The following is a 26,435-nucleotide window of genomic DNA, read 5'->3' on the forward strand; positions in this document are numbered from 1 at the left end:
TCAGACTGACGCACATCAGGTCCTCGCCAACATGGCTGACCTTACTTCATTTGCTTGGGCGTCCGAACAGGGCCAGCGGCATCATGGCAGTTGCATGACGTTGAGATGAGTGGAGACTGCGATAGTTCGCTGGCAGCACTCTTTCGCAATCGGACGAAACGCTTGTTCTGCCTGCCGCGTTAAGATTGTGACGCCGCGGCTCACGGCAAAGCTCAAACAGGATAAGTCTGCAGAACCGGCTCGCTGATCCCCTCTCGTATATTTATAGGGATTCTGAATGGAGCTTCGAATTCCTGACGAGCCGAGAGCAAACCGTTTCGAGTTGTCAACCTGGGCCAGAGCGACTGAGCCGCGATATGGCGAGGAGAGGCACGATGGCTCTATTCGAAGACATGTTCAAGGGTGGAAATATCGTCACGGGTCTGGCGGTTGGCATCGGGGCAGCCGTTGTGGCGCCAGCGGTGATTCCTGCGCTGCGCCCATTCGCGAAAGCAGTGATCAAAGCCGGCCTCGTGGTATATGATCAGGGCCGCGTGGCTCTTGCCGAGCTCAACGAACGAACAAGCGACATCGTCGCCGAGGCGCGAGCAGAACTCTCTGAAGCGGCTGGCAGAGATGAGAGTGAGACAGCTCCGGAGTCCCGCATCTCCACTCAGCGAGCGGCGGAAGCCGGAACACCGACCCCAGCTTAAGCGACGCTGGCAAGATTTCCTTCTCCAACGAGTCCATGAATGAGCCGCGGACGAATATAGGAGAGCGCAAATGTCCTTGGTGGAAGACATCTTCAAGAGTGGCAATGTGGCCACTGGGATTGCTGTCGGGTTGGGAGTGGCGGTTGTTGCTCCCGTGCTTGGGACGGTCTTGCGCCCTCTGGCCAAGTCCGTCATCAAGGCCGGCCTGATCGCGTATGACCAGGGTCGCACGGCGATGACCGAGCTGAATGAGAGAACCGGCGATATTGTCGGGGAGGCCCGGGCCGAGCTGGCAAGTGCCAGAGATGAGAATGACGAGCAGGGTAGCAAGCGTGGCCGTCGCAGCGCTCGTACCGAAGGGCCTGCTCCAGCATAAGCCGGTGTACGTGCCCCGAGAGCACTATTCGCCGTGAGTTGCCTCCATGACGCGAGCAGCTCGGATTCAAGGTAGGTGGTGATAGCACCGCTTCCCTGGCGGCTGACTTCAGGAGGGTTTCTTTGCACCAGTCTCTGAGGTCCTTGCCACAGGACGGCCAGCCGAACCCATCCGAAACCTTGCATGCTGCCGACGATGATCATGCGCTGTCCGAAAAGCAACCTGCGCCTGCTCTCATTGAACCGCTTCACACGGCCGTTCCCGGCCGAGCGCGACTGAGAATCGGCGGCCTCAAGGGATCCGAGCCGCTGCAGCAGCTTCTTGAGCGGGGATTAACGCGGGCACCCACTGTCCAAAGCGCAGCCGCCAGCAGCCTGACCGGTAACGTGACTGTTTATTACGATCCGGCTGCTCCGCTCCAACCCATCGTTGACTTCGTCTCCGGGCTGCTGCGAGGCGAGATCGCTTTTTCGGAAGACGAGATATCGCAAAAGCCTCAATCCACGGCCTGGCACGAGCGGGCGCTTGAGCACGTCCTCTCCGTTCTCGGCAGTTCGGAAGACAGGGGACTGACTGATACAGAAGCCCGGAATCGTCTGGCCTCCAACGGTCCGAATGCCTTGCCGCCTCTCCCAGAGCGGTCGAACCTGAGTATCTTGATAGCCCAGTTCGAGAGCCTGCCGATCGCCTTGCTGGCAGGGGCCGCCGCTGTTTCAGTCATCACCGGCGGCGTCCTCGAAGCCGCCGCGATCCTGGGCGTTGTTGCGGCAAACGGGATGATCGGCTACCAAACGGAGAGCCGGTCCGAACGCACGATCCGAAGCCTCTCTCTCCCCTCTGCGCAAACCGCCAGAGTGGTTCGCGACGGTGAGCCACGGGACATACCGGCGGAAGCTCTCGTTCCTGGCGATCTTATCCGGCTCAGCCGCGGTGTCGTCGTTCCAGCCGACGCGCGTCTGGTGAGCACCATGGATCTGATGATCAGTGAGGCAACGCTCACCGGCGAGAGCCTGCCCGTGAGCAAATCTCCAGGCGACCCCGTCGAAGCAAATGTTCTGCTCGCCACGCGTACCAACATGGTCTATCGCGGCACCATCGTGACCGGGGGCAGTGGAACGGCCCTCGTGGTTGCCACAGCCGGACAGACGGAGGTTGGACGCATCCAGAGACTCGTCGGCACGACGGTCTCGCCCGAGACTCCTCTTCAGCGCCAGCTCGATGATCTCGGCCGGACCCTCGTCTGGGCCACCATGGCAGCAGGCGGCGTGCTCTTCGGCATCGGCTGGCTCCGCGGCTTCGCGCTTTTCCAGATGGCCCGCTCCGCATTGTCGCTAACGGTTGCCGCGTTCCCGGAAGGGTTGCCGATGGTGGCCACCACGACCTTGGCGCTCGGAGTGGAGGACATGCGCAAGCACGGCATTCTGGCCCGTCGCTTGGATGCGGTGGAAACTCTCGCGTCGGTCCAGATCGTCTGCTTCGACAAGACGGGCACGCTCACCCTCAACCAGATGTCTGTCACGACCGTTGCTATAGGCGATGACATCTATCGCACTCATGGCGGCGCCTTCCTCGATCGGAACAATGCCGAGTTGAGCGTGGCCGGGGACCATCGGTTCAAGACTATGCTGAAAGTCGCCTGCCTGTGCAGCGACACGGAGATCGAGGACAGTGATGGTCCGCTCGTCCTCAACGGCTCGAGCACCGAAAACGCCCTCGTTCGGGCAGCCCTTGGCCATGGCGTGGATGCCCGTGTCCTACGGCGGCAGTTTGCTCGTCTGTCCGTGCAGCACCGCAGTGAGGCCTATCGCTTCATGGTCACCACCCATGCTGATGGTAGCGCTGTTCTCATGGCCGTGAAGGGCAGCCCCCTTGAGGTCCTGGCCCGCTGCCGGTGGGAGGCACTGTCAAATGGTAGCCGAACGGAGCTGACGCCTGCTCGCATCCTCGACATCGAACGTCTTAACCTGGCCATGGCGCGACAAGGTCTACGGGTGTTGGGATTTGCCTGTAGCAATCCAGGGCCCGCGTGCTCCGGCCAGGGTTTCGGCGGTATCGATAACCTGACCTGGCTCGGCTTGATGGGCATGGCGGACCCGGTCCGCCCGGAAGTACCCGCGCTCATCGCCACGCTCCGGCACGCGGGGGTGCGGACCGTGATGCTTACCGGAGACCAGGGCGCGACCGCACGAGCCGTGGCGGAGCAGATCGGGCTGTCCGGTCAGGAGGACATCAAGATTCTGGACGCGGCGGATCTGGAACGTCTGGACGCGACGGGCCTCGCCAGCGCAGCCCGGGAAACACATGTGTTTACACGTATGAGCCCGGCACAGAAGTTGCAGGTCGTGCATGCCCTGCAGGCGTCCGGCATCGGAATCGCGATGGTTGGGGACGGCGTGAACGACGGCCCGGCCTTGCGCGCCGCTAACATCGGTATCGCCTTGCGTCAGGATGGATCGGCAGCGGCCCGGGAGGTCGCGGACATTTTCCTGGATACGGACGATCTCGGCAGCCTCGCCCTGGCCATTGAGCGAAGCCGTATGGTTCACACCAACGTCCGCAAAGCGATCCATTACCTGCTCAGCACCAATTCGAGCGAGATCCTCCTGATGTTGATGGCCGCGGCCCTTGGCTCAGGCGGGGCTCTGTCACCGCTGCAGCTTCTCTGGATTAACCTGATCTCGGACGTCTTACCTGGGATCGGACTGGCTTTGGACCCGCCGCATGCGAACGTCATGGGCCGCCTGCCGGAAGCTGCGAGTCGGCCTATCGTTCACGGCAAGGATCTTAGCCGCTTGTCCGTGCAAGCGACGGTTATGGCGGCCGGATCGATGGCCGCCGGAGCGCTGGGCGTCGCCCGCCATGGCCTCGACTCTCCACAGGCACGGGCGATGACATTCGATAGTCTCGTCATGGCTCAGCTGCTTCATGCCTTGACGTGTCGATCCGCGACGGTCAGCGCCCTGAGCCCAGGCCAACTTCCGCCCAATCCGACATTGTCCAAGATCCTCGTCGGATCGGCAGCTGCCCAAGCCGCCGTGATGCTCCTGCCCACCGTGCGAGGCCTCATGGGCCTGGCTCCCCTCGGGCTCGGTGATCGCCTTGTGACGCTGGCAGGAGGATTGTTGCCGTTTGCGTTTAATGAGGCAATGAAGTGCGCCTGGAACTCGCCGGACTCGAATTCCGAAATCCTGCATTTTTCCCGAGAATGTGGACAGACTGAAGACGGGTCAGGACGCTTCGCCCCGACATCTCCCATCGTGCCGGAACGGACCCCCTAATCGCCTTAGAACAGCGGACGTGAAAAGTAGAATCCATTTTTCACGTCCGATGCCCTAGGCTGCGGCAGACAGACCCTGCGGCTCACGTGAGGTCGGAAGACCCGGAATTAATGCCGCCTTTGACGTGATGAACGCGCGCAGCAACACCTCAGCAATCCATTCCGCAAGCTGGAACGGCGGCTGCCGCATCACGACTGACAGGGCGATCTTCACCAGGAACGTCGCAAGGTCAACCTTACCGCCTGTCAGCCTTTGGATGGAGGTGTCGAGACGGTCCACCGTCCTTTCAGCATCGGGGCGTGCCTGCGATCGGACCGTGGCCCTTCCGAGATCGAGTTCCAGAAAAGGATTGCGCAGCACGTCCAGATCAAAACCCGGTCGATGGTTGATGAGGACACTTGCGGTGCACGGATTGACCTTGATGTCGACGATCTCAGGGTGATCGATCAGGCGGCGGCGCAAATTCTGGAAGTATTGGGCGTCATGCCGCCGCCCCGGGACCTTGATCCGAAGACGGCCCGCAATGCGATGGACAATGTGGGCGCGATGCCGCTGCTGCATGGTCAAAAAGCTCGTGATTCAAATCGGCAAAACATTTGCGATAAGCAGCTGATCCAACTGCCTTCGAACGCGCCTATATGGTCATAAGACGAAGGTTTGATGACAGGCCCCTAAGGACCTGCTGCAATCGACGCCGAGTTGTCGCCGGATTTCACCGAGGGTCTTACGTAAAGAAGGATGTCACCAAGAAGATGAGGCACCCGGCGCAGGCACCAACGATGGTGCCGTTCATCCGGATATACTGCAGATCGCTTCCGACCACGAGCTCAAGCCGGTCCGTGACCGTACGGGTGTCCCAGCTCCTGACAACCTCCGCAATGAAACCGCCGATCTCGCCGCGCCAGGTGATAATATATTTAGCCAAGCGTTGGAGAGCGCCATCAATATGGCTCTGCATGGCTTGGTCGGCGGCCAAGGTTTGGCCGACAAGGTGAAGCCCCTGCTCGAGCGCAGTGCGCATCTTGGACGAAGGCTCAGCCAGATCATCGAGCATGGTATGCGACAGTTCGCCCCAGACCGAGGCGATCCAGGCCTGGACATCAGGATGGCTCAGGATCCGGTTCTTCGAGGCATTGAGCTGCTCCCGCTGCTCGGGAGAGTTGAGAAGTTCGTCGATCAGGGTCGCAAGGGCTCCCCTGAATTTCAGCCGCACGTCGCTGTCCGGCTTAGCTAAGCCGTGCAATAGATCCATGATGCCAGAGACGATGGCTGCTGCGATACGGCGGTCTATCGTCTTTGGAATCCACCACCGGCTGCGCTCCCGCACCAGCTCATCGATTTGGCTCCTGTTGTCGTCGAGCCATTGCACCGTAATACCAATCGCTCGCTCGAACAGGACATCCGCCTCCCCGCTCGCGGTCGTCATCTCGATGGCGCGCCCGATGATAGGAGCGAGATCCGTCTGGCGAAGCTGTTCGCCGAGCGTACGGTTGGCAAAATCGTGGATATCCTGGCTCTCGAGTGTGCGGATCAGATGGGGCACGGCAGCAATAACCGTACCCGCGATCACGGGAGCTGTTTCGGGAGCGGCCAGCCACTTGGCGATCCGCTGCCCGGCATGTGCTTTCCTCAGCTTCGCGAGCAGGGCCTCCTCCGTCAGGAAGTGCCGTTCGACGAAGCGACCCAGGGTTCGCCCGATCCGGTCCTTGTTGTTGGGGATGATCGCTGTATGCGGGATGCGCAGGCCCAATGGATAGCGGAACAGCGCAGTCACGGCGAACCAGTCGGCAAGCCCGCCGACAATACCGGCCTCGGATCCTGCCCGAACCAGGAGCGTTCCGAAGCCGGGCTCCCGGACCAGATGGGTAGCCGTATAAGTTGCTCCCATGGCTATGAGAAGGCCTGTCGCCAAGCGACGGTTGCGCCTCAATCGCTGCCGAGCTCCGTCCTCATAAGAGCTGTTGTCCGGCTCGTCGCCGAAGCGTGGCAGCGCTGTCGGTGGATGAGGCTTATCCGGCTGCATGGGTGATCCATCAATTGTCCGTCCAATGAGCCATCGCCCCGGATACGACGGCGACAGGCTCAAACCTATGGTGCGATCTGAATGGCTGGTATCCTGATTTACCTAACGTCCAAGTCGAGCATTGGTTAGGCGTCCCCCGGAGATTGTCATTGAAGGATTTTTGACATGGCGCCCATTGCAGTCGTCGAACATCAGCTGCCGGGACGTGCCCGGCTTCGAATATCCTCGAAGAAGGGCGATGTGACGTGGTTTGCGTCGCTTGTGCGGCAGCTCGCAGGCCACCCGAAGATTGATGAATTGCATGCCAATCCGCGGACCGGAAGCATTCTGATCCGGCATCAAAAGCCGATTGACCTCCGAGAGCTTCTCGCAACCACAGGCAGTCTGATCGAGATTGTTGCAGAGGGGCCAGGACTCATCTCCGCGCCCGCTCCACAGATCGAGGCTTTGGCCGCAACTCCTGCCACCCTCGATGGCGTGGCCACGGGACTCCTCGGCTTGAGCGCCTTTCAGGCAGTTTACGGACAGCCCCTAGGGACAGCCGTCGAACATTTCTGGAGTGCCTATGGCTCCGCCAGGGTTCTCAGGAACCCACCTCTGGCAGCGGGATTTGCCGCCCTGGGGCTTTACCAGCTCATGAGAGGGCAGGTGATCGGGTCGGCAGCCTCCCTGCTTTACTATGCGCTCACCGTTCACCATGTCGCCGAAGGTAGGGGCTGGGAAGAAGCATCCTTGAAGGGAGACCGCTCCCATGGCGCCAATCAAGGTTGAGCGCTAACGCATCGGACACGGGAAGTGGATCTGCACTTTTGGCATTGCATCCGATGCTCCCACTATCGAACAGCGTATCGTGCGAACAACCGGATCCGCTTTTTCGCACGATGCGCGAGAATCGACGAGGCCGCCATGAATGGAGGGGAAAATTCGTTCCCCTCCGTCACTCGTCAACTGGGCGCAGATCGCAAAGGCCACGCCTTGATCATAAGGCAGTCACATCCGAGACCTGCAGCAATGCAGCCGTTTGATCGAGGGTGATCCTGAAGCGCGCCACCATCTCGCGGACTTGCTCCTCCGTGATGATCAGAGGAGGACAGAATGCGATGACATCCCCAATGGCGCGGATGATCAATCCATTCTCATGAGCACTTGAGAACACCCGTGCTCCAACTTTTCCTACGGGGTTGAACTTCGCCTTTGTCTTCTTGTCAGCGACCAACTCCACTCCGGCAATGAGTCCGACGCCCCGGACTTCGCCCACGAGGGGGTGATCTGCCAGCGCGCGGAGTTCCGCCTGCATCACCTCACCGACACGGCGCGCATTCTCGACAAGGTTCCTTTCCTCGATGATGTCGAGGTTTTCAAGCGCAACCGCCGCAGGAACCGGATGACCCGACGTCGTGAAGCCATGACCGAACGTGCCGATCTTGGAAGAGTTGTCGGCGATACCGTCATACAGGTCTTGGCTGATCATGACCGCCGCCAGCGGCTGGTAGGACGAGGTGATCTGCTTCGAGAGCACCATAATGTCAGGGTCGATTCCGTAATAGTCGCAGGCGAACATCGTCCCAAGGCGCCCGAAGCCATTGATGACCTCATCGGCGACGATGAGGACATCGTACCGGCGGCAGACCTCCTGGACTTTTGCCCAGTAGGTCGCGGGAGGCGGCAGGACACCGCCCGCCCCCATCAGCGGCTCACCGATGAAAGCTGCGACCGTCTCAGGCCCCTCCTCCAGGATCACCGCCTCGAGTTCCGCCGCAAGGCGGTCCGCGAAGGCCTCCTCGCTCTCGCCCGGTTCCGCATATCGATAGTAGTGCGGGCAGGTGACATGTCTCACCGGGACGAATGGAAGATCGAAATCGCGATGGTTTGCCGCAAGCCCCGTCAGGCTGCCAGAGGCCAGAGTGATCCCATGATATGCATTGGTGCGGGCGATGAATTTCTTCTTCTGCGATAGCCCCCGCGCGTTATTGTAATACCACACCATCTTGATGACGCTGTCGTTTGCCTCGGAGCCCGAGTTCGTGAAAAAAGCGCGCTTGAGACGGGCGGGCGTCATCTTCACAAGTCTCTCCGCCAGTAAAACGGAGGGCTCGTTCGTTTTGTGAGAGAACGTGTGGTAATAGGGCAGCTTCGCCATCTGCCGGCTGGCGGCCTCGACGAGACGTTTCTCTCCAAAACCGACCGCCACGCTCCAGAGGCCGGCCAATGCTTCGATATACTGATTGCCCTGGTCGTCGTAGACGTAGATCCCCTCACCGTGATCGATCACGATCGGCCCGATCTCTTCGTGCTTGCGGGCATTGGTGACGGGATGGAGCACGTACTCCACATCGCGGGCAGCAATCGAGTTGGGATGTCCACGCATGATTTTCTCTATCCTTCCGGTGTGCTCGATCGTGATGATCCGAGGCGTGTGAATGGTGCTCCTGCCGCCTTCTTCATGGAGCCGCCCGGAGAGCGATCCTCTCCTGGCGCCACCTGAGCAAGGCGGCCAGTCCTGCAAGGCAAAGCGTACCGATGATCAGCAGCAAGGCGGCGGCCACGACCGTCGGGCTGATATTCTCCCGGATACTCGAGAACATCTGCCGGGCCAATGTTCTTTGATTGGGTCCTGCGACGAAGAGGGTGATGACCACCTCGTCCAGCGACGTCGCGAACGCGAAGACGGCACCTGAGATGATGCCAGGAAGCGCCAACGGGAATGTCACCCGGCGGAAGACTGTGACGGGTGTGGCCCCCAGGCTGCTGGCAGCCCTCTCGACGGAGGGATCGATCCCTTGAAGCGACGCGGACACGCTCACGATCACGAAGGGAACACACAGGACCGCATGGGCGATCATGACGCCCGGATAGGTACTCGCAAGGCCAAGCCGCACGAAGAGCATCTGCATGCCCACGCCCAGAACGACCGCCGGCACCACCATGGGAAGGAGGAACACCGTCCTCAACAGGTTCGTGAAAGGCAGGGTCCTGGTCCGCATGCCCAGGGCCGCCAGAGTTCCCAGGATCGTGGAGAGCAGGGTCGCCCCAAGTCCGATGATCAGACTGTTCATGATCGAGAGGCGCCAAGCGTCCGCCGTCGCCAGTTCCCTGAACCAGCGGAGGGAATACTCCTCGATCGGATAGGTGAGGAAGACGCTCGACGTGAACGCCAGAGGCAGAATCGCGACAATCGGCATGAGCAGAAACGTCACGATCAAGACACCGAACAAGGTCTGAACCGTCCGAAACACGGCCTCATGCCCCCAGCACTTGGGGTGACTTCGAGAGTCGCCCATAGATGAAATAGAGGATCACTGTCACCACAAGCAGGATCATGCCGAGCGCTCCGGCAAGCCCCCAATTGGCCGTTCCCATGGCGTAGAACGCAATGACGGAACTGATCATCTGGTCATTGGCGCCGCCCACGAGAGCCGGAGTGATGTAGTAGCCTATGGCGACCATGAAAACCAGAAGAGAACCGGACAACAGGCCAGGGAGGCTGAGCGGCAGCAGCACGCGCCAGAAGGCCCGCAGAGGCCCCGCTCCCATGGAGGCAGCAGCCTGCATCAGGTTGCGAGGAACGGACAGGAGGACACTGTAGATCGGCAGGACCATGAACGGCAGGAGAACATGCGTCATGGCGATCACCACGCCGATGCGGTTGAAGATCAACGGTAAGGGGCTGTCGATCAGGCCTGCGGCCTGCAAGGCTCCGTTGATCAGCCCCTCGTTCTGCAGCAGGACGAACCAGGCCGTGGTACGCACGAGCAACGACGTCCACAGAGGGACCAAGACCGCCAGCAGAAGCACCGTGCGTTTCCAGCCGGTCACGGCCGCAGCCAGCATCGCATAAGGCAACCCGATGGCTGCGCAAGCCAGCGTCACGATACCCGCTACCAGGAACGTGCGGATCATGATCAGCCGGTTGGCCGATACACCAGGCTCCTCGCTGACGACAGTCCCGTCCGCCTCCCGCTTCATATCGACGGCTGCCAGGAGGTTGCGGTCCGTGTAGGGAGGCACCGCATCCTTGAGCGCCAGCCAGAAGCGGGGCTCCTGCCAGCGCCGATCAAGGTTCGCCAGATCGATGGTCGCCGCATTGCCCTCATCGCGGACGGCGGTCGTCGTGCGGGTCATCAGGGTTCGAAAACCAGATACGGCGCTGTTGAGCCGCCGGACCGTCTCCCCCAGGGCCTGCTGGTCGCCGGCCTGTCTGAGATCCTCAACCAGAGCCTGCTGGACCTGCGGCGGCGGGAGATCCTGTCCATTCCAGGATACGATGGAGGCCGCAGTCCTCGGCAGCACACGGCTGACCGTGTCATCAACGACGGCCGCCATCATCATTGTCCAGAGAGGCCACAGGAAGAACACTGCAAGAAAGGCCAGAAGCGGCACGATCAGCAGCAATGCGCGCAATCGCTCGCGTGCGGGTGCCCTGCTCATGGCGTGAGCACCGTGCAATCGCGGGGATCGAACGATACCACGACGGGGGTCCCAACCGTCCAGTCGCCCGCGAGGCGCTCGCACCGCGCCGTGAAGGTAAAATTGCCCCGCGCCAGCTGCACCCGCATGTGATCTCCATGATAGATGCAGTCGGTGATCATCATGTCGAGCACATTGTCTCCAGTGGGGTCCGCTCCGAGCCGCATCCGCTCCGGACGCAGCGAAAACCACGCCTTCTGTCCCGGCTCCAATTCCGGGCCGGGGCGGACCCTGGCCACAAGGTCATCGCTGAGGGCGATGGTCGCGTGCCCATCCCGGACATTGACGACATCGGCTTCAATCAGGTTCGTTTCTCCGATGAACTGCGCGACGAAGCGCGTACGGGGCATATCGTAAATCACATGGGGGCTGTCGATCTGCTCGATCCTGCCCGCATTGAACACCGCGATCCGGTCGGACATCGTCAAGGCTTCGGACTGGTCATGCGTTACGAACACGATCGTCAGGCCGAGCCGCTTGTGAAGCTCCCGTATCTCCAGCTGCATGTGCTCCCGCAGCTGCTTATCGAGGGCGCCAAGGGGCTCATCCATCAGGATGACCCTGGGCTCAAAGACGAGAGCCCGCGTCAGAGCAACCCGCTGCTGCTGCCCGCCCGACAACTGAGAGGGCCTGCGGCTCTTCAGATGCCCCAGTCGAACCATGTCGAGGGCCCGATCGACCTTCCGGGCGATCTCAGCCCGGGGCAACCTTTTCATTTCGAGGGGAAACGCGACGTTCTCGGCGACCGTCATGTGGGGAAAGAGGGCGTAGTTCTGAAACACCACCCCCATTTCGCGCCGGTGAGGCGGCAGCTGGTCGATGCGGGCGCCATCGAGCGTGATCGTTCCCTGGGTCGGTCGCTCGAAGCCCGCCAGCATCATCAGGATCGTCGTCTTGCCCGAACCGGACGGGCCAAGAAGGCTCAGGAACTCGCCCTTGTGGATGGTAAGATCCAGCGAGTCGATGACGGTGAGCGAGCCGAAGCTCTTTGAAACGGACGCCAACTGAATGAAGGGCTGCATCTCTCTGCTCTATCCGGCTCTGATCGTGCCCTGTGAGGTTGTTGCGTCGCCTACCACGTCCCGCCAGCGGCAGGATGTCGTCGAAATCCTTCCGAGCCGGAGAAAGCGTGAGACAGCCTCTGCACGCTCTCTCCCTGTCAAAAGGCCGGCATTCGATTTACTGAGCCAGCCATGCGTTAAAGCGCTTGTTCAACTCTTCGATGTTGTCGATCCAGAAATCCGCATCGAGCGGAGCGGAATTCGCGAGGTTGTCAGGCGCCGTTGGCAAGTCCTTTTGCAAGTCGGCGGGCACCTTTGCCGCAGCCTCCTTGTTCGGCAGGCCGTAGGCGATGTACTCCGGCAGCTTCACCTGGTTCTCGGGCTGGCTGGCGAACGTGATGAAATCCATCGCCTGGTCCTTGTTGGGGCTGTCCTTGAGGATGACCCAGCTGTCGATGGCGTACAAGCTACCGGGCCAGACGACCTTGAAGTTCCTGCCCTCGGTCTTGTTGATGCCCGAAATGCGTCCATTGTAAGCGGAGGTCATCACCACCTCGCCGGACGCGAGAAGCTGCAGAGGCTGTGCACCGGATTCCCACCAGACGATGTGCGGCTTCAGCTGATCGAGTTTCTTGAACGCACGATCGACCCCTTCCGGCGTCGCCAGCACCTTGTAGACGTCGGCGGGCGGAACACCGTCGGCCATCAGGGCAAACTCGAGCGCATATTTCGGTCCCCGCCGGAGGCCACGCTTACCCGGGAACTTGTTTACATCCCAGAAGTCGGACCAAGATTTCGGCGCCTCCTTCAGGCGATTGGCGTCGTAGCTCAGAGCCGTCGACCACACGATGGCCCCGACCCCGCAATCATCCACGGCCGCGGGCAGAAACTTGTCCTTGCCGCCCAGCTTGTTCCAATCGATCTTTTCATAGAAGCCGTCGGCGCAGCCGAGCGCCAGTTCCTCGGCCTCGACCTGAACAACGTCCCAATTGGGCGTACCGGCCTTGACCTTGGCGGCCAAAACGCCGATACCGCCATCCCAGCTTTCTTCAAGGACCGGCTTGCCGGTTTTCTTGGAGAAGGGTTCGAAGTAGATCTTGCGTTGGGCATCCTGGTAATTGCCGCCCCAGGAAACTACCGTGAGATCACGGGCCTGAACGGCCTGCACGCTCCAGCCGATGAGCAAGGCGGATACGTAGCCGGCGACGGAAAGCATCTTCGCGGAATTCATCGTCTATCCCTCTGTTGGTTATTTTCCTCTGGGGGAGCCGAGCATAACGTGGCCGATTAACGGCTGCCAAGGCCGTTCCTTGGTGAGAATAATCACCACCACGCCTCTGTGACACCCGCGGTGACGACAGACGTCTCGGTCTGTCAGCATCTCAGTACGTGGGCGGCGTGACCGCACTGATGATGGTGCTTGTCCCGCCCGATACGTTACGAAACCGGTGGGGTACCCTGCTGTCGAAATAGTAGCCGTCGCCTTCTCCCAGGACCTTGCTCTGATCCCCGACCGTCACTTCGACGGCACCGCGGACGACCATCCCGGCCTCTTGGGCCGAGTGGGAATACGGCACGCCGGAATCGGCCCCAACCGCGTAGGTCTCGTGCAGCATCAGAATCTGGCGGTTGGGCTGATTCACCCCCAGCATCCGATAGGAGATCGTCTGTGCCTTTCCGATCTCCACCCACTCGCTGGCCGGATAGAACGGCGAATAGGGCGCGGCCGCGTTCATCTCGGCGAAAAACCCGGTCAGCGTCGTTCCCAGCGCATCTAGAATGGCGCTCAGGGTGTCGACCGAGGGGCTCATACGGTCGCGCTCGATCAGCGAGATCGACGAGTGCGAGATGCCCGACCGCAACGCGAGCTCCCGAACACTCAATCCGCGCCGGCGGCGCAACTCCAGTAATCGTGCTCCAATCTTCGGCATTGCAATCTCGCATGATGAAGTTGCCGTGCTCGCGAGCGCCTTCCCGGAGAACTCTGGTCCTCGACACCCCGGAGCCCCCTTGAGCCTCCCATGCACAACCCTACTCCTGGTGAGAATTATGAACAACCCGGTCAAGCTGTCTTGAGGACAGCGGCCCGATCCGTGAACTTGGGTCAACGCACCGGGAGGAAGCAATGTCGACCCTGACCGCGAGCACGCGCGCCAAAATCACTTTTCTCAAAGCCTCGAAGCACGATGCTGCAACGGAAACCGCAGAGATCGAGGCAACCGTCAGAGGCATCATCGCGGACGTCCGCGACAGGGGAGATGCCGCTCTCCGCGGCTATTCGAAGGCCTTCGATCAGGCTGACGTTACGGCCTTTGAGGTCAGCGACAAGGAGCGTGCCGAGGCCATCGAGAATCTCGACCCACAAACGCGCCGTGACACCGAATTCGCGATCGAACGCGTCCGCGCCTTTGCACAGGCTCAGCTGGGCACGCTCCTGCCGCTCGATATCGAAGCCCTGCCCGGCCTTCATCTGGGCCACCGTGTCATCCCCATCCGGACCATCGGCGCCTATGTTCCGGGCGGGCGCTACCCTCTCCTGTCCGCTCCGGTCATGACGCTCGTGCCCGCGAAAGTCGCCGGATGCGAAGAGGTCATCGCCTGCCTGCCCCCTAAGGCGCATCCGGCTATGGTCGCGGGTTGTCACCTGTCCGGCGCGGACCGCATTTTCCGGGTAGGCGGCGCCCAGGCGATTGCCGCCATGGCTTTTGGAACGGAGACGATTCCTGCGGTGGATAAGATCGTTGGGCCCGGCAATGCATACGTGAACGAGGCGAAGCGGCAGGTTTTCGGGCGTGTCGGCATCGATCAGCTCGCAGGCCCAAGCGAAATCTTCGTGGTCGCCGACGATACCGGAGATCCCCAATTGATCGCCGTGGATCTTCTCGCTCAGGCCGAACACGACGTGCGGACGCGGGTGGGGCTCATCACCACGAGCCGGAGGCTCGCGCAGGCAACGCTTGCGGAGGTGGAGCGACAGCTACGCGACCTGCCGACCGCGCCTGTCGCCGGGCCCGCATGGCGCGACTATGGCGAGGTCGCGCTATGCGAGGACGAGGAAGCAATGGTTGCCTATTCCGACTTCATTGCTGCCGAGCATCTTCAGGTCCACACAGCCGATCCTCACGCGACCGCGCGTAAACTGCGCAACTACGGCTCCCTCTTTATCGGGCCACTCGCCAGCGTCGTGTACTCGGATAAGTGCTGCGGAACCAATCATACGCTGCCGACCATGGCGGCGGGACGATATACGGGTGGGCTCTGGGTCGGATCCTACGTCAAGATCTGTACGCATCAGTGGCTGGATGAACGTGGGGTCGCCGCTGTGGCGCCGCCGGCGACCCGACAAAGTCAGAGCGAGGGCCTGGAGGGCCACCGCCGCGCAGCAGCAATCCGGATGAAGACGGCCTGAAGGACACATCCGTATCGGACTGACTCAACCAGGATGATCCTCGCGCCTGCCGACCGGCGGGGCTCCGAGAAGGGTCCCGCAAGATGATGCCTATCTCGAATGAGTGTCCGATGTCTCCAGCTTAAGTGATGAACGTACTCGTAAGGCGTGAGGCCAGATCCAAGACTTGCGCAGCCGTACGAGGAACCGCCGGCACGCGCCAGCTCCGGACCTCGCGTTCTTTGACGGCCGGACGGGCTAGTACTGGGGACCCGCTGTCCATCCGACCGATGGTCTTGCTGGGCGAGAGCATCGAACGCGGGATGTGGGGACGGGTTTTGCGTGAAAAGACGCTCGAGACCGTAGGCCGACAGCATCGGATATGGGTTCGATTTCACATCCGATGCTGTAATTGCCAGTGGCCGATGATCACTTCCGCGTGGAGGACCGCCTGCCGCCCTTCCGGCTATTGCCGCTGCCCTCGCCCGCCGAACCGCCGAGTGCACTCGTCACGACCTCCCCTGCAGCTCCGATGGCAGCCGCTGCGACCTCCAGCGGAGCAGCAACGATCTCGGCGCCGAGACTTCCTGCGGCCGACACGGCATCCCTGCCTTGCTGGGCCACACGGCCCTGCCCCTGTTCGCTGCCCTGCGGCTTCTCGAGCACGTTCGCGACGGCCCTGAGAGCCTCGGCCATGACAGCGCGTGCCTGCGGCGAGGTGAGCGTTGTCTCAAGAGTCGAGAGCCATGCCATCGGGTTCAGCATGCTGCCCTGCGACCGCGAGCGGGCCTGTGTCGCGGAACGTGACCTCGACGCGCCGGAGGTCGAGCGTGCCGCCGTGCGTGACCCTGCGGAGGAACGGGCCTTCGCCGGAACAGCCTGGGACTTCGTCGCGGACCGGGAGCCGGCCATCGCCTTGGGCTGCGCACGCATAGCCTTGGGCTGCGCACGCTTGGCAGTGGTGGTCCCTTTCTTAGTGACACTTCGGGAGGAGGACTTCTCCGACGCCTTCCGGCTCCTACTAGGTTGGGAAGTGCCATCCTTCTTGTTCGTAGCCATTGTCATTCCTTCATCTGCTAAGGCCGAAAGCGGCCGGGCCGAGGAGCAGTGATCCTCGACCATGATAATGACAACGTGGCCGTTCGGTTCACTCGCGCAAGACGACCCTGTCACTTCGCACAGCTTTCGCCCCGAGACATCCGGCAGCAATTACATGCAATGGAATCGTCACGGATCCGGTTCTCGCGTTGGTCTCCAGGAGTTCCGGACGCCTCTTTTGTTCGCGTCCGCTTGAGCCTGATTGCCAGATGTGCCGTGAACCTCGCGTCCTTTAACCATGTGGCGACCAGTTCCATCCTACGGTTTGTCCGACTCATCAAAGACATGCAGCATTGTCACAGGAGCGGGACTGAATGCGGGGACAGGCCGATCTCTTTCAAGGACTGGACGTGATCGCTCCATCCGTCCAGAAGCCCGTCACCTCTGACATCCAGCTTAAGCCTCAAGGGCAAAGGCGAGCGTTCCGATTGGACCCGGCCAATTTCGAAATGGCCGCCGATAGCCTCGAGGCGAGCGGGCAATATCGCATTCTCCGCCGCCTCCTTCCTCGGCCCGTGACCGCGTCCCGCATCGCGCTTCCAGGCGGAAAGCTCGCCGTCATCGTGGACACCGAAACCACAGGTCTCGACCATACGCGCGACGAGGTCATCGAGATTGGGATGGTGGCGTTCTCGTATGATGAGGATGGCCGCATCGGCGAGGTCGTCGGCACCTTCAATGCTCTGCGAGAACCATCCGTCCCGATTACGCCCGAGATCACGCGTCTGACCGGGATAACGCCCGACATGGTCAGAGGCCAGTCGATCGACTTGGACGCCGTTGAGGCCTTCATCCAGCCGGCCCACCTGGTGATCGCCCACAACGCTCGCTTCGATCGTCCCTTCTGTGAGCGCTTGATCCATGGATTTTCGTTGAAGGCGTGGGCCTGCTCCCATGCGGAGGTATCCTGGTCCAACTTCGGCTTCGAGGGCTCGAAGTTAGGATATCTGCTCTCCCAATGCGGCTGGTTTCATCAGGGCCATCGCGCCGTCGAGGACTGCCATGCGCTTCTCGAGGTGCTGGCCGCTTCTCTGCCCGGCGATGCGGGCAGCGCCATGTCCCATCTTCTGATTTCGGCGCGTAAAGCCCTGCTGCGGATTTGGGCGGAAGGCAGCCCCTTCGAGATGAAAGATGAGCTTAAGAAGCGGGGCTATCGCTGGAATGATGGCACAAACGGTCGCCCCAAATCCTGGTTCATTGAAATCGCCGAAGACGCGTACGAGATGGAACTGACCTTTCTGCGGCGGGAGATTTACCGCCGGGACGTGGAGCCGTTCACCCAGAAGATCACAGCCTTCGAGCGTTTCCGCTCAACTTCTTGATTTAGCCTCATCCACCACGAGAGTGTTCATGGAGGTCCGAGACCGCCGAACACGCAGTCGGCCTCTCACTCACACCGGACGAAAACGCTGATCCGGCTGGCTGCATCGGCCAAGTCCGGCGGCGACAAGCGCATCGGGCTGGCGGAGGTCCGAGGGGCGATTCGGGCGCTTTCCAGAAAGGTCGCAAGCGTTCCTGCCTTGATGGCGAAGTTCACGTTCTGAGGAACATCACCGATCGCGACGACCGTTGTGAGCGCATTGAGTTTCGACGTGACCACGCCCACCACGTTCCCGTTCTCGTCCATGAGCGGACCGCCGCTGTTCCCTGGTTGAACAGGGCTCGAGATCTGGAGGAAGCGGGAATCGTCCGCGATGCCCGCGAGCGCGGTCACATTGCCAAGGGTGAAATTACCGGAGCTTGCAAGGACACTGTTCAATGGGAACCCGAAGGCCGCAACGCTCTCGCCCAGACGAACTCCTATGCGAATAGAAGCGGTCGTATCGGGTGCGTAGTCGAGCTTCAGCAGAGCAAGATCATTGGTCGTGTCCCGGGAGATGACCCTCGCAGGAAGCGGCGAGCCGTTGGCAGGCTTGATTTGGATGGCCGTGCACCCTTCGATCACGTGGTTGTTCGTGACGACGTGTCCCTCTTGCGTTACGAAGAAACCGGTTCCCGAGGATGAGCTCTTGCCTTCCTGAGGAGCCGGACCGGGCGCGATCGGTGCGGGCCTTGCAACTGCGACATTCTCCGGGCGCGGCGCCGAAGTGCTTTTCGGGAGATACCCCTCCTGCTCAAGGTGCTTGCGCAAGGCTACCGGGAACGAAATGGTGCGCTCCTTCCCGTCAGGGCAGGAGCCGTTCACCTTTGCAACCGTGCATTCGGTCAGGGGCCAATCGCTGGATCGGTCGTACAGAGGAAGCATTCGGCTCCAGGCATCCTCAAACTCGCCGACAACAGACTTCGTTGCGACCCATGCTGCCAGAAATCCGTTGGAGTGCCAGAGACGCGGCTCCCGGGTCGCGAGGTACTCGATCCGGAAGAGCTCCTGGCGCATATAGGCTCGAAAGTCCGGATGCATCGTTACATCGATAAGACGCTCGCCGGAGAGCTTTGAAATCGTCTCCGGGGCCCAGGAGCCAGCATAGGGGGCAAAGGCGTAGAGGAAGCTCTGATCGACGCTCAACAGCTCGGCGGCGCCATCGCCGTCGATGTCATCGAAAGTGTAGCCGCCGTCTCCGTCGATCGTCTTGCCTTGAACGACGCGCCACTCCGGCCCGATCTTCGTTGCGATCTTCGTGACCGTGCAACAATGTGCGCCGCCCCAGAATGACGAAAAGATGACCTGCGGCTCGGGATTGGTTGGATCGAGGCGCGCGACGGAGACCTCGGCGTTCGGAACCTCGTTCGAGCTCTCCTCGAGGCGAGCCGAGAAAGCGAGGCGACCATTCGCGTGTCCGGACAGGACGGGGAACCGTCCACCGCCGCTGTCGCTCGGAAGGCTCGAGATATCGAGAACCAGCTCGCCGGTGCGCAAGACAGCTTGCTTCGAGCCGTCATACTTCGCCTGAGCGAGCGGCGTGAAGGTCGAAGGCCGCCAGACCTCGGAGATGTATCCCTGGCCCTTGGTAATGATCGTGTCATCCGGGATCTCGCCCGCCCGGACCAAGGCGTCCTTGTAAGCACGAGGATTTGGAATTCGCTCGGGACCGGCGACGATGGCGTACCAGCCATTGGTCGCCTGCATGACCCTGATATTGGGGAATCGCCACCGGAACACGCGTGCGACACCGACAGCCTCGTCAACACTCTGCCGGCTCGCGAAGGCGACCCATCGCGCATCGCCTGAAAGCGTATACGAGCTCGCCCGAACCGGCGAGCTGAACGCACAAACGGCGATCGCGGAAACAACAGAGACGAGACGCATGAGCCACCCCTAACGGCACCCGTTCAGCCGCTGCCGCGCTGGCATGTCAGCTTAGAACAAGTTTCGGGTGACCGAGGGCACGCTACTCCACATATCGGTTTCGGGATAGGCAGAGGAGCCGCACTCGTGCAGGAAGGGGGGCCTCGTAACGGAGTCGTTCACAGACTGTGACCCATAGATCCGCGCCCTTGATCCAACGCCCTCTGCTCACCCGGTTGCGGCACTCTTCTCCTGCCTCGAACATCGGCCCTAAAACCGGGGTCCGCTTTCCGCTATCATGACCCGCCGGGTTCGCACGATGCGCTGGTCACCTCTGCTACGGCGCATCGTGTCTCGTGGCGCGGCGAGAGCATAAGGGCATCACCCCCAAAGCGGACCGGGCAGGCGCCGCGTCATGCGTGTCGGGGATTATCCGGCGGGAGATCAGGCATTACCACAGACCACCTTGGATGCGACCAGGTCGGCATATCGGGCGTCATCGATCCCAATTTCGGACAGCACCACCCGGTTATGTTCGCCAAGCCTTGGAGCGGGTGTCCTGATGGAGCCGGGCGTACGTTCGAGCCGGGGCACGACATGATGCATCGGCAGGACGCCCATGTCCGGATCGGGATAGTCGGAAACCACCTCACGCGCGATGAAGTGCGGGTCATCGAGGATCTGGGAGGTATCGTAGATCGGGCCGATCGTGACTTCCGCCGCCTCGAAGAAGGCGACGTTCTCCGCCTGCGTCCGCTCGGCGATGAAGACGCCGATGATGGCGTCCAGCTCCTCGGCGTTCCTGACCCGGTCGGCATTCGTCCGGAACCGGGGATCGTCGATGAGGTCCGGCCGCCCGATGGACCGGAACAGGCGTTCGGCCATCTTCTGGATCGAGGCGGAAAGGCTCACGTACCGGCCGTCCCTGCATCGATAGGCATTGCGCGGAGCCGAGTTCGTCGAACGGCTTCCCGTGCGCGGCTTGACCTTGCCGGTAAGCCGGTAGTTGGCGGATTGAGGTCCGAGGATCGAGAAGAGCGGGTCGAGCAATGGCAGGTCGATGACCTGTCCCTGTCCGCCCTTCAGCTCCACCTCGCGCAAGGCGATCATGGCCGCGGAGGCGCCGTAGATGCCGGCGATGCCATCGGCGAGATACATCGGGGGAAGGACGGGTTCCCGGTCGGCGAAACCGTTGATGGCTGCAAATCCGGAGATGCCTTCCACCACGGTGCCGAACCCGGGACGCTGGCTGTAGGGACCATCCTGACCCCAACCCGAGATGCGCATGACCACGAGCCTCGGATTGAGCTTCAGCAAGGTATCGGGGTCGAGCCCCATCTTCTCGAGAACGCCGGGCCGGAAGCTCTCGATGAACATATCGGAGGAGGGTACGAGAGCCTTGATGATCTCGCAGGCTTGAGGATTTCTCAGGTTGAGGCAGAGACTCTTCTTGTTGCGGGCGTAGACCTTCCAGTGCGTGCTGACGCCTTCGGTCTTCCAGGCTCGCAGCGTGTCGCCCTCGGGCGGCTCGACCTTGATCACCTCGGCGCCGAAATCGGCCAGCATCTGCGTGCAGACATTGCCCGCGAAGAGGCGCGAAAGATCGAGGATCCGCAGACCGTCCAGAGTGCCGTGCATTTCTGGGCGATAGTCGCGCTGGTGAAGTTTCGAGGACACCATGTCAGCGCCCCTCCCCGGTCCGATCGGGATTGAATTGCTCGGCGAGGGCAACGACGGCCCGCGCACTGACGAGGAATGGTTCGTCGATCATCTGTCCGTCTACCACGAAGGCTCCGACGCCCTTTGCGGCGGCCTCCTCCCCGGCAGCCAGGATCCGGCGGGCCCTTTCGACCTCGGCCCGACGGGGCATGAAGCACTCGTTGGCAATGGGAATCTGCGTGGGATGGATGCAGCTCTTGCCCGAAAATCCGAGACTGCGCGCTTCCTCACATTCTTCGCGATACCTCTCCGGCTTGGCCACGACGGCATAAGCTCCGTCGTAAGCCGGAACCTTCGCCTCTGCCGCAGCCAACCGAATCGCCATTCGAACATAGCCCAAGGCCTTCGGATCAGATCGGTCGATGCCGCATGGCTCGAACAGATCCGCATAGCCGACCTGAAGTCCGACGATACGTGGGTCCGCGGTCGCGATGTCGGCGGCACGACGCAAGCCTTTCGGCGTCTCGATATTGGCGAGAATCCCGATGGGACGCTCCATGCCCGCAGCAGCCTCGAGACGGGCAAGCGCACGGGCAGCCTCCCGGACTTCGTCACTGCTCTCCACCATCGGCAGGTTCAGGACATCAAGGCCGGGTCCGACGATCACTTCGAGGTCGTCCTCGAACAATCCACTCGAAAGACCGTTCGAACGCACGACGACGATCTGGCGATCCTCCGCCAAGCGGCCTCGCAGGAACGATCCTACAGCGGTTCGCGCCTCGGCCTTGCAATCCGCTGCGACCGCATCCTCGAGGTCGAACGACAGTGCATCGGCTGCGGACGCGGCCGCCTTGGCGAAGAGTTCCGGGCGTGAGCCGGGCACGAAAAGCTTGCTCCGCATCAGACGTTGCATGGGTCTTTCCCGAGATCCGAATGGACGACATCACCACGTTGGCCGATGATGTCTTGGGTGCCGAACCTGAGGCGGGATGCGGTGGGTTTGCAACCGCGGCTGCCTGCCTCAGGTTTGTTTTCAATCGATCAGCAACCGCTATTTCAGGAGGCCGAGCTCTCCCAGCGCGGTCTTCATCATGGCCTGCTGCTCTTGCAGGAAGGCACCGAACCCTTCCCCGTTCCGATAGGCGCCGATCCAGCCGTTCCGCTCGAGGGCCGCCTTCCAGGTCGGGGTTTCAATCATCTTCTCGATTGCCGCGCTCAGTTCCCGCTTCTCGGCGTCACTGGCCTGCTTCCGGGCCAACAGCCCGCGCCAGGTTCCGATCTCGACATCGACGCCCTGCTCTTTCAGCGTCGGAACATCGAGGTCGGCGAGACGCTCACCGGATGACACCGCGAGAGCCCGCACCTTGCCGGACTTGATCTGCGATGCGAATTCCGGCACGCCACCGATGCCGGCCGTCACGTGACCGCCCAGAATGGCTGCAACCTGTTCGCCACCGCCGGCATAGTTGATCGCGTTGGTCTTGCTGGCGTCCCCCGCGACCGCTTTCGTGATCTGTCCTGCGATGACGTGATCGAGCCCGCCTGCGGATCCCACGGCCCATGTGACAGAGGCGGGATTGGCCTTCACCTTGGCGGTGAGATCGGCCAGCGTCTTGATATCGGAATTGGTCGGCACCACCACCACACTGTACTCGCGCAGAAGCAGGGCGAGAGGTGCGGCGTCCTCCAGCGTGACCGGTGGCTTGGTCGTCAGGATCGCCCCGACCGTGGTGACGCCGATCGTAAGAAGCCCGGGACCACGGTTCTGTCCGTTCACGAACTGAGCGAGCCCGATAGCCCCGCCGGCGCCGGGAACGTTCAAGACCTGGATGCCGGAAGCAAGGCCAGCCTCCATCAGAGCCTCTCTGACGGCTCGGGAGGTCTGGTCAAAGCCACTGCCCGGATTGGCCGGGGCGATAATCTCAAGACCTTTGATCTGCGCATGGGCTGGTGCAGTAGCTGCAATGGCCAGGGCAGCGAGGGCGAACAAAGCGGTTCGACGGCGAACGAACGTCATGATTTCTCTCCCATGTGGCTGAGGCCTTTCAAGTAGACCTCTTTACAGGCTGGCTCCGGAACGGACGATCCAACGGAGGAAGAATAACGATCGCCGATATGATGGGAAAAGCTGGCCTTTTCCAACTTAAGAAGATAGTTTTTCCATCTTATGGATACCGAATTTCTCAGGACCTTCGTGATTGTCGTCGAGGGCGGCTCGATCGCAGAGGCGGCTCGCCGCCTCAATCTGACGCCGGCCTCCGTAGCCCTGCGCATGCGCACGTTGGAAAAGGAGTTTGGAGCACGCCTTCTCGTCCGCTCCGGCCGGACCGTGACGCCAACGGAAGCCGGACGCGCCCTGACCGAACTGGGGCGCAACCTGCTGCGCGACGTCGGCAATCTCAAGTCGGCCCTGACGACCGAAACGCCCTCCGGAGAGATCCGGATCGGCGCAGTTCCAACTGCCATTACGGGATTGATGCCCAAAATCCTGACGGCCGTGCAGGACGCCTATCCGGGCCTGGAGATCCACATCGTTCCGGGCCAGTCGGCCGAGCTCCATTCCAAGGTGCTGAACGGCGAAGTCGATGGAGCCATCATCATCGAGCCCTATTTCGCACTGCCCAAGGCCTGCGGCTGGACGGTGCTGCGAGAGGAGCCCTTGCTGGTGATCGTGCCGTCGTCGATGGGTGGCCTGGACGCCCATACAGTCCTGGAGGCCGAACCGTTCATCCGCTATGGCCGCAGCTTATGGGGCGGCCGTCTGGTGGACAATTATCTCGCTCAGGCCAAGCTCCGGCCCCGCGAACGGTTCGAGCTTTCGACTCTCGATGCGATTGCAGTCATGGTGGATCGGGGACTGGGGGTTTCGCTCGTTCCCGACTGGTCTCCGCCTTGGCCCGAAGGCCTTTCGTTGGCGAAACTGCCGCTTCCCTTGCCGGCCGAGCCGAGGCGGCTCGGCTTTCTGTGGATGAAGGGTTCGGCACGGATCCGCCTGTTGCGGATCTTTCTCGAACAGGCCGTCGCATCGCTCTCATAGGCCTTTGGACCTTGCGCCATGGCCCGGGCGCGAGCATCGAACGCGGGAAGTGGGAACCGGTTTCGCGTGAAAAGATGCTCGAAACATGGACTCGATGAGCGCATCGTTCGAGCGGACCCGAAGGGCCGCACGATCCTGTTCTTGTCACTGCCTCTCTATTGTCCCATGAACGGGCCGAACCGCTCGTGTTCCCCAACTCCCCAGGAGACGAGAAGCGCATGGTATCAGCAGATCATGGCTCAGACCCGTCGGGCCAGGACGGCCCCTTCGATCCTGCCGCCCACGGATGGGAGGCACTTTCGGACGATGGATATATCGGCCTCGTAGGCCCAATCTGGCAAAAGCCCGACGGGAATGGAATGCGCTTCGCTTTCCTGGCGGATTCCAAGCACCGCAATCGTCTCGGAATCGTGCATGGCGGAATGATCATGACCTTCGCGGACCGTGTCCTGGGAATGACCGCCCACTCCGCGATCGGCGGCAAACCGCACGCGACGATACAACTCGATGTTCATTTCGTCGCTGCCATCCAGATCGGCCAGCTTGTCGAGGCCCGTGCCGACGTCGTGCGGCGGACACGCGACTTGATCTTCATGAAAGGCGATCTCGTGGTGGATGGTCGCATCGTTGCGACCGCCAACGGGATCTGGAAAATCCTGACAAGCGGATGACGTGACAAGGATCCGCCGCAGACTCGGTCGAGGAAATGGTGCCCGAGTGTTGACTTGCTGCGCCCTATGAAGCGCCCCGCCGCGAGCGGACCGAGACGTCCACTGCGCGTGCCTGGATGCGCGATTTCCTGGCGACGTGCGGCATCTCCCGACACCGGCCCCGCGGGCCCGCTCCTGCGGAAGCTTGGAAGCCCGCAGGGCACAGGCCGCGGGCAAGCGGCCGCTATCCGATCTGAGCGATCACGATTCTGCGGATCTCCTCGCGGGTGAGCGGGTTGGGCTGCGGAGCCCATGCCGCAACGACGGCCGCCTTGGCTTCGGTCGGACGCTCGATGCGCGGCTTTCTGGTGGTGGTCATCTTGTTTTCAGCTTTCATTTTTCTTCTCCTTGGCCGCTTTTGCGGCGTATTTTCGTTTTGGCTCAGGCAGGAATGCACCTGCCTTTACGTTAACCAAGACCGTCAGCAGACGATGACCGAGACAGGGTCACTGGCCGGGAAGGTCTCCATCAGAGCATCGTCCAGCCGGCGGTCGAGATCGGCCCGCGAATTGTCGTCCCCGTTTCCTGAACGATCGGGTGCCTTCGAGGCGCCCTCTGCGTCATCCGGCAGGAGCCTGAACCGGACATCCTCTACCACGACCTCGTGCCATGGCCCGCCCGGACTCGTCCGGAACGGCATGCGGTCGCCGACCCGAAGGCCGAGCAAGGCGATCCCCAGGGGAGTCGTCACGGACAATTCCGCACCCGGCCAGAGCAGGTCCTCAGGGTAGACCAGAACATGCGCCATCGACCGTCCGCTGCCATCGATCCGGTACGTGACCTTCGCGTTGGTGGAAACTACGTCCTCCGGCAACGCGTCGGGATGACAGAGGGAAGCCCGTCGCAGCTCCGACATCAGGAACTGCCTGTGGGGCTTCCGCCGGTTCTGGTCCATGGCCGCGACCGACATGAGACGGTTGAAATCATGGGTCGCGATGGTGACGTGCGGCAATTCAAAGATTGTGTTCATGAAATCCTCCGAGGCAGCGCCGATCCGGCTCGCACGCGAGCCGCACGGCGGCAGACACACCCGGTATCGGGTCTGCTGACTTCGATTTTTGCGCGATTGGTCATGACCCCGAACGACGGCGGCGCCATGCGCCCGCACGGGTTCGGGGTTCAGCTGCCTGCGAAGAGGCGGCCTCCGCGGAGGATGAGGATGTGACGCGATGTAATCATGACAGTATGCATATAAGTATCGAAAGAGAGGATTCAAGCCCGTGGACGCCAGAGAAGACCTTTGAGCTTGTTTTCCTCTCTGCCGAGTGCGCATCTGTCGGAACGAATGCCCTCGATCGTCGTGCGCTCGTCAATCGGTTCGAAGCCGGAAACTGTCCTGTCCGGCAATGCTCATGTGTTTGTCTCGAGATTGCACGCGGATCAATATGTCCTATCATGGTGGCAGAGCCGCTTTGAGGAGGCGGGTGCGCGTATCCGGCAGCCTTGCTCCAACCATGGACAGGCAATGTCATCTCCCGCT

General features: G+C 61.6%; 24 protein-coding genes. 9 read left to right on the plus strand and 15 right to left on the minus strand.

Annotation, left to right across the window (positions count from 1 at the left end):
* The first annotated feature begins 374 nt into the window (after positions 1 to 374).
* The 3 genes from AB8841_RS04825 (at position 375) to AB8841_RS04835 (ending at position 4,346) form a co-directional block, all read left to right on the plus strand.
* A complete protein-coding gene (locus tag AB8841_RS04825) occupies positions 375 to 692 on the plus strand; it encodes a DUF5132 domain-containing protein (protein ID WP_370434702.1) in 318 nt (105 codons plus the stop codon).
* A 70-nt stretch (positions 693 to 762) separates the two neighbouring features.
* Positions 763 to 1,068: a DUF5132 domain-containing protein gene (locus AB8841_RS04830; protein WP_370434703.1), complete on the plus strand. Its 306-nt coding sequence runs from the start codon at positions 763 to 765 to the stop codon at positions 1,066 to 1,068.
* A 386-nt stretch (positions 1,069 to 1,454) separates the two neighbouring features.
* The gene (locus AB8841_RS04835; protein WP_370434704.1) at positions 1,455 to 4,346 is read left to right on the plus strand and encodes a cation-translocating P-type ATPase; all 2,892 of its coding nucleotides are present in this window, start codon (positions 1,455 to 1,457) and stop codon (positions 4,344 to 4,346) included.
* 54 nt (positions 4,347 to 4,400) lie between these two features.
* Here the strand turns inward: AB8841_RS04835 and AB8841_RS04840 are convergent, their stop codons facing one another.
* Positions 4,401 to 4,907 carry a hypothetical protein gene (locus tag AB8841_RS04840; protein WP_370434705.1) on the minus strand — a complete coding sequence of 169 codons (507 nt, stop codon included), beginning with the start codon at positions 4,905 to 4,907 and terminating at the stop codon, positions 4,401 to 4,403.
* Positions 4,908 to 5,070: 163 nt separating this feature from the next.
* Positions 5,071 to 6,369 carry a DUF445 domain-containing protein gene (locus AB8841_RS04845; RefSeq protein WP_370434706.1) on the minus strand — a complete coding sequence of 433 codons (1,299 nt, stop codon included), beginning with the start codon at positions 6,367 to 6,369 and terminating at the stop codon, positions 5,071 to 5,073.
* 165 nt (positions 6,370 to 6,534) lie between these two features.
* Here AB8841_RS04845 and AB8841_RS04850 point away from each other — a divergent pair, with 165 nt between their 5' ends.
* Entirely contained in the window at positions 6,535 to 7,140 is a 606-nt protein-coding gene (locus tag AB8841_RS04850) for a hypothetical protein (protein WP_370434707.1), read from the plus strand.
* 208 nt (positions 7,141 to 7,348) lie between these two features.
* On the opposite strand, the gene AB8841_RS04855 is transcribed toward AB8841_RS04850, so the two are convergent.
* The 6 genes from AB8841_RS04855 to AB8841_RS04880 all read right to left on the minus strand — a co-directional run bounded on the left by AB8841_RS04855 (position 7,349) and on the right by AB8841_RS04880 (position 13,768).
* A complete protein-coding gene (locus tag AB8841_RS04855; RefSeq protein WP_370434708.1) occupies positions 7,349 to 8,737 on the minus strand; it encodes an aspartate aminotransferase family protein in 1,389 nt (462 codons plus the stop codon).
* A 73-nt stretch (positions 8,738 to 8,810) separates the two neighbouring features.
* Positions 8,811 to 9,551 (minus strand): ABC transporter permease, encoded by a 741-nt coding sequence (locus AB8841_RS04860; protein WP_370435539.1) that lies wholly within the window; start codon positions 9,549 to 9,551, stop codon positions 8,811 to 8,813.
* Positions 9,552 to 9,609: 58 nt separating this feature from the next.
* Entirely contained in the window at positions 9,610 to 10,797 is a 1,188-nt protein-coding gene (locus tag AB8841_RS04865) for an ABC transporter permease (protein ID WP_370434709.1), read from the minus strand.
* The gene (locus tag AB8841_RS04870) at positions 10,794 to 11,858 is read right to left on the minus strand and encodes an ABC transporter ATP-binding protein (protein ID WP_370434710.1); all 1,065 of its coding nucleotides are present in this window, start codon (positions 11,856 to 11,858) and stop codon (positions 10,794 to 10,796) included. Before AB8841_RS04870 ends, AB8841_RS04865 begins: the two co-directional genes overlap by 4 nt.
* A 157-nt stretch (positions 11,859 to 12,015) precedes the next feature.
* Positions 12,016 to 13,053, minus strand: a complete 1,038-nt coding sequence (locus AB8841_RS04875) for an ABC transporter substrate-binding protein (protein WP_370435540.1) — start codon at positions 13,051 to 13,053, stop codon at positions 12,016 to 12,018.
* A 166-nt stretch (positions 13,054 to 13,219) separates the two neighbouring features.
* Positions 13,220 to 13,768: a cupin domain-containing protein gene (locus tag AB8841_RS04880; protein ID WP_370434711.1), complete on the minus strand. Its 549-nt coding sequence runs from the start codon at positions 13,766 to 13,768 to the stop codon at positions 13,220 to 13,222.
* Positions 13,769 to 13,962: 194 nt separating this feature from the next.
* On the opposite strand from AB8841_RS04880, the gene hisD reads away from it, so the two are divergent.
* Complete coding sequence (hisD, locus tag AB8841_RS04885) at positions 13,963 to 15,246, plus strand: histidinol dehydrogenase (RefSeq protein ID WP_370434712.1); 1,284 nt, start codon at positions 13,963 to 13,965, stop codon at positions 15,244 to 15,246.
* Positions 15,247 to 15,654: 408 nt separating this feature from the next.
* Here the strand turns inward: hisD and AB8841_RS04890 are convergent, their stop codons facing one another.
* A complete protein-coding gene (locus AB8841_RS04890) occupies positions 15,655 to 15,921 on the minus strand; it encodes a hypothetical protein (RefSeq protein WP_370434713.1) in 267 nt (88 codons plus the stop codon).
* On the opposite strand from AB8841_RS04890, the gene AB8841_RS04895 reads away from it, so the two are divergent.
* Both AB8841_RS04895 and AB8841_RS04900 read left to right on the plus strand, forming a co-directional pair.
* The gene (locus AB8841_RS04895) at positions 15,920 to 16,336 is read left to right on the plus strand and encodes a hypothetical protein (protein WP_370434714.1); all 417 of its coding nucleotides are present in this window, start codon (positions 15,920 to 15,922) and stop codon (positions 16,334 to 16,336) included. The genes AB8841_RS04890 and AB8841_RS04895 overlap by 2 nt on opposite strands.
* Positions 16,337 to 16,637: 301 nt before the next feature.
* Positions 16,638 to 17,645, plus strand: coding sequence for a 3'-5' exonuclease (locus AB8841_RS04900; RefSeq protein ID WP_370434715.1), 1,008 nt, complete (start codon positions 16,638 to 16,640; stop codon positions 17,643 to 17,645).
* A gap of 65 nt (positions 17,646 to 17,710) precedes the next feature.
* Here the strand turns inward: AB8841_RS04900 and AB8841_RS04905 are convergent, their stop codons facing one another.
* The 4 genes from AB8841_RS04905 to AB8841_RS04920 form a co-directional block, all read right to left on the minus strand.
* Entirely contained in the window at positions 17,711 to 19,570 is a 1,860-nt protein-coding gene (locus AB8841_RS04905) for a S1C family serine protease (protein WP_370434716.1), read from the minus strand.
* A 423-nt stretch (positions 19,571 to 19,993) separates the two neighbouring features.
* Entirely contained in the window at positions 19,994 to 21,229 is a 1,236-nt protein-coding gene (locus AB8841_RS04910) for a CaiB/BaiF CoA transferase family protein (RefSeq protein ID WP_370434717.1), read from the minus strand.
* A gap of 1 nt (position 21,230) precedes the next feature.
* Positions 21,231 to 22,121 (minus strand): CoA ester lyase, encoded by an 891-nt coding sequence (locus tag AB8841_RS04915; protein ID WP_370434718.1) that lies wholly within the window; start codon positions 22,119 to 22,121, stop codon positions 21,231 to 21,233.
* A 138-nt stretch (positions 22,122 to 22,259) separates the two neighbouring features.
* Positions 22,260 to 23,225, minus strand: a complete 966-nt coding sequence (locus AB8841_RS04920) for a Bug family tripartite tricarboxylate transporter substrate binding protein (protein ID WP_370434719.1) — start codon at positions 23,223 to 23,225, stop codon at positions 22,260 to 22,262.
* A 150-nt stretch (positions 23,226 to 23,375) separates the two neighbouring features.
* Here AB8841_RS04920 and AB8841_RS04925 point away from each other — a divergent pair, with 150 nt between their 5' ends.
* A complete protein-coding gene (locus AB8841_RS04925; RefSeq protein WP_370434720.1) occupies positions 23,376 to 24,245 on the plus strand; it encodes a LysR family transcriptional regulator in 870 nt (289 codons plus the stop codon).
* A gap of 218 nt (positions 24,246 to 24,463) precedes the next feature.
* The gene (locus AB8841_RS04930; protein ID WP_370434721.1) at positions 24,464 to 24,916 is read left to right on the plus strand and encodes a PaaI family thioesterase; all 453 of its coding nucleotides are present in this window, start codon (positions 24,464 to 24,466) and stop codon (positions 24,914 to 24,916) included.
* Between the two features lie 223 nt (positions 24,917 to 25,139).
* Here AB8841_RS04930 and AB8841_RS04935 read toward each other — a convergent pair whose 3' ends face one another.
* Together AB8841_RS04935 and AB8841_RS04940 are read right to left on the minus strand one after the other, a co-directional pair.
* The gene (locus AB8841_RS04935) at positions 25,140 to 25,292 is read right to left on the minus strand and encodes a hypothetical protein (RefSeq protein WP_370434722.1); all 153 of its coding nucleotides are present in this window, start codon (positions 25,290 to 25,292) and stop codon (positions 25,140 to 25,142) included.
* A gap of 84 nt (positions 25,293 to 25,376) precedes the next feature.
* Positions 25,377 to 25,925, minus strand: coding sequence for a GreA/GreB family elongation factor (locus AB8841_RS04940; protein ID WP_370434723.1), 549 nt, complete (start codon positions 25,923 to 25,925; stop codon positions 25,377 to 25,379).
* Positions 25,926 to 26,435 lie beyond the last annotated feature (510 nt).

This window comes from Microvirga sp. TS319 (assembly GCF_041276405.1).
In the GTDB taxonomy this organism is placed as follows: Bacteria; Pseudomonadota; Alphaproteobacteria; order Rhizobiales; family Beijerinckiaceae; genus Microvirga.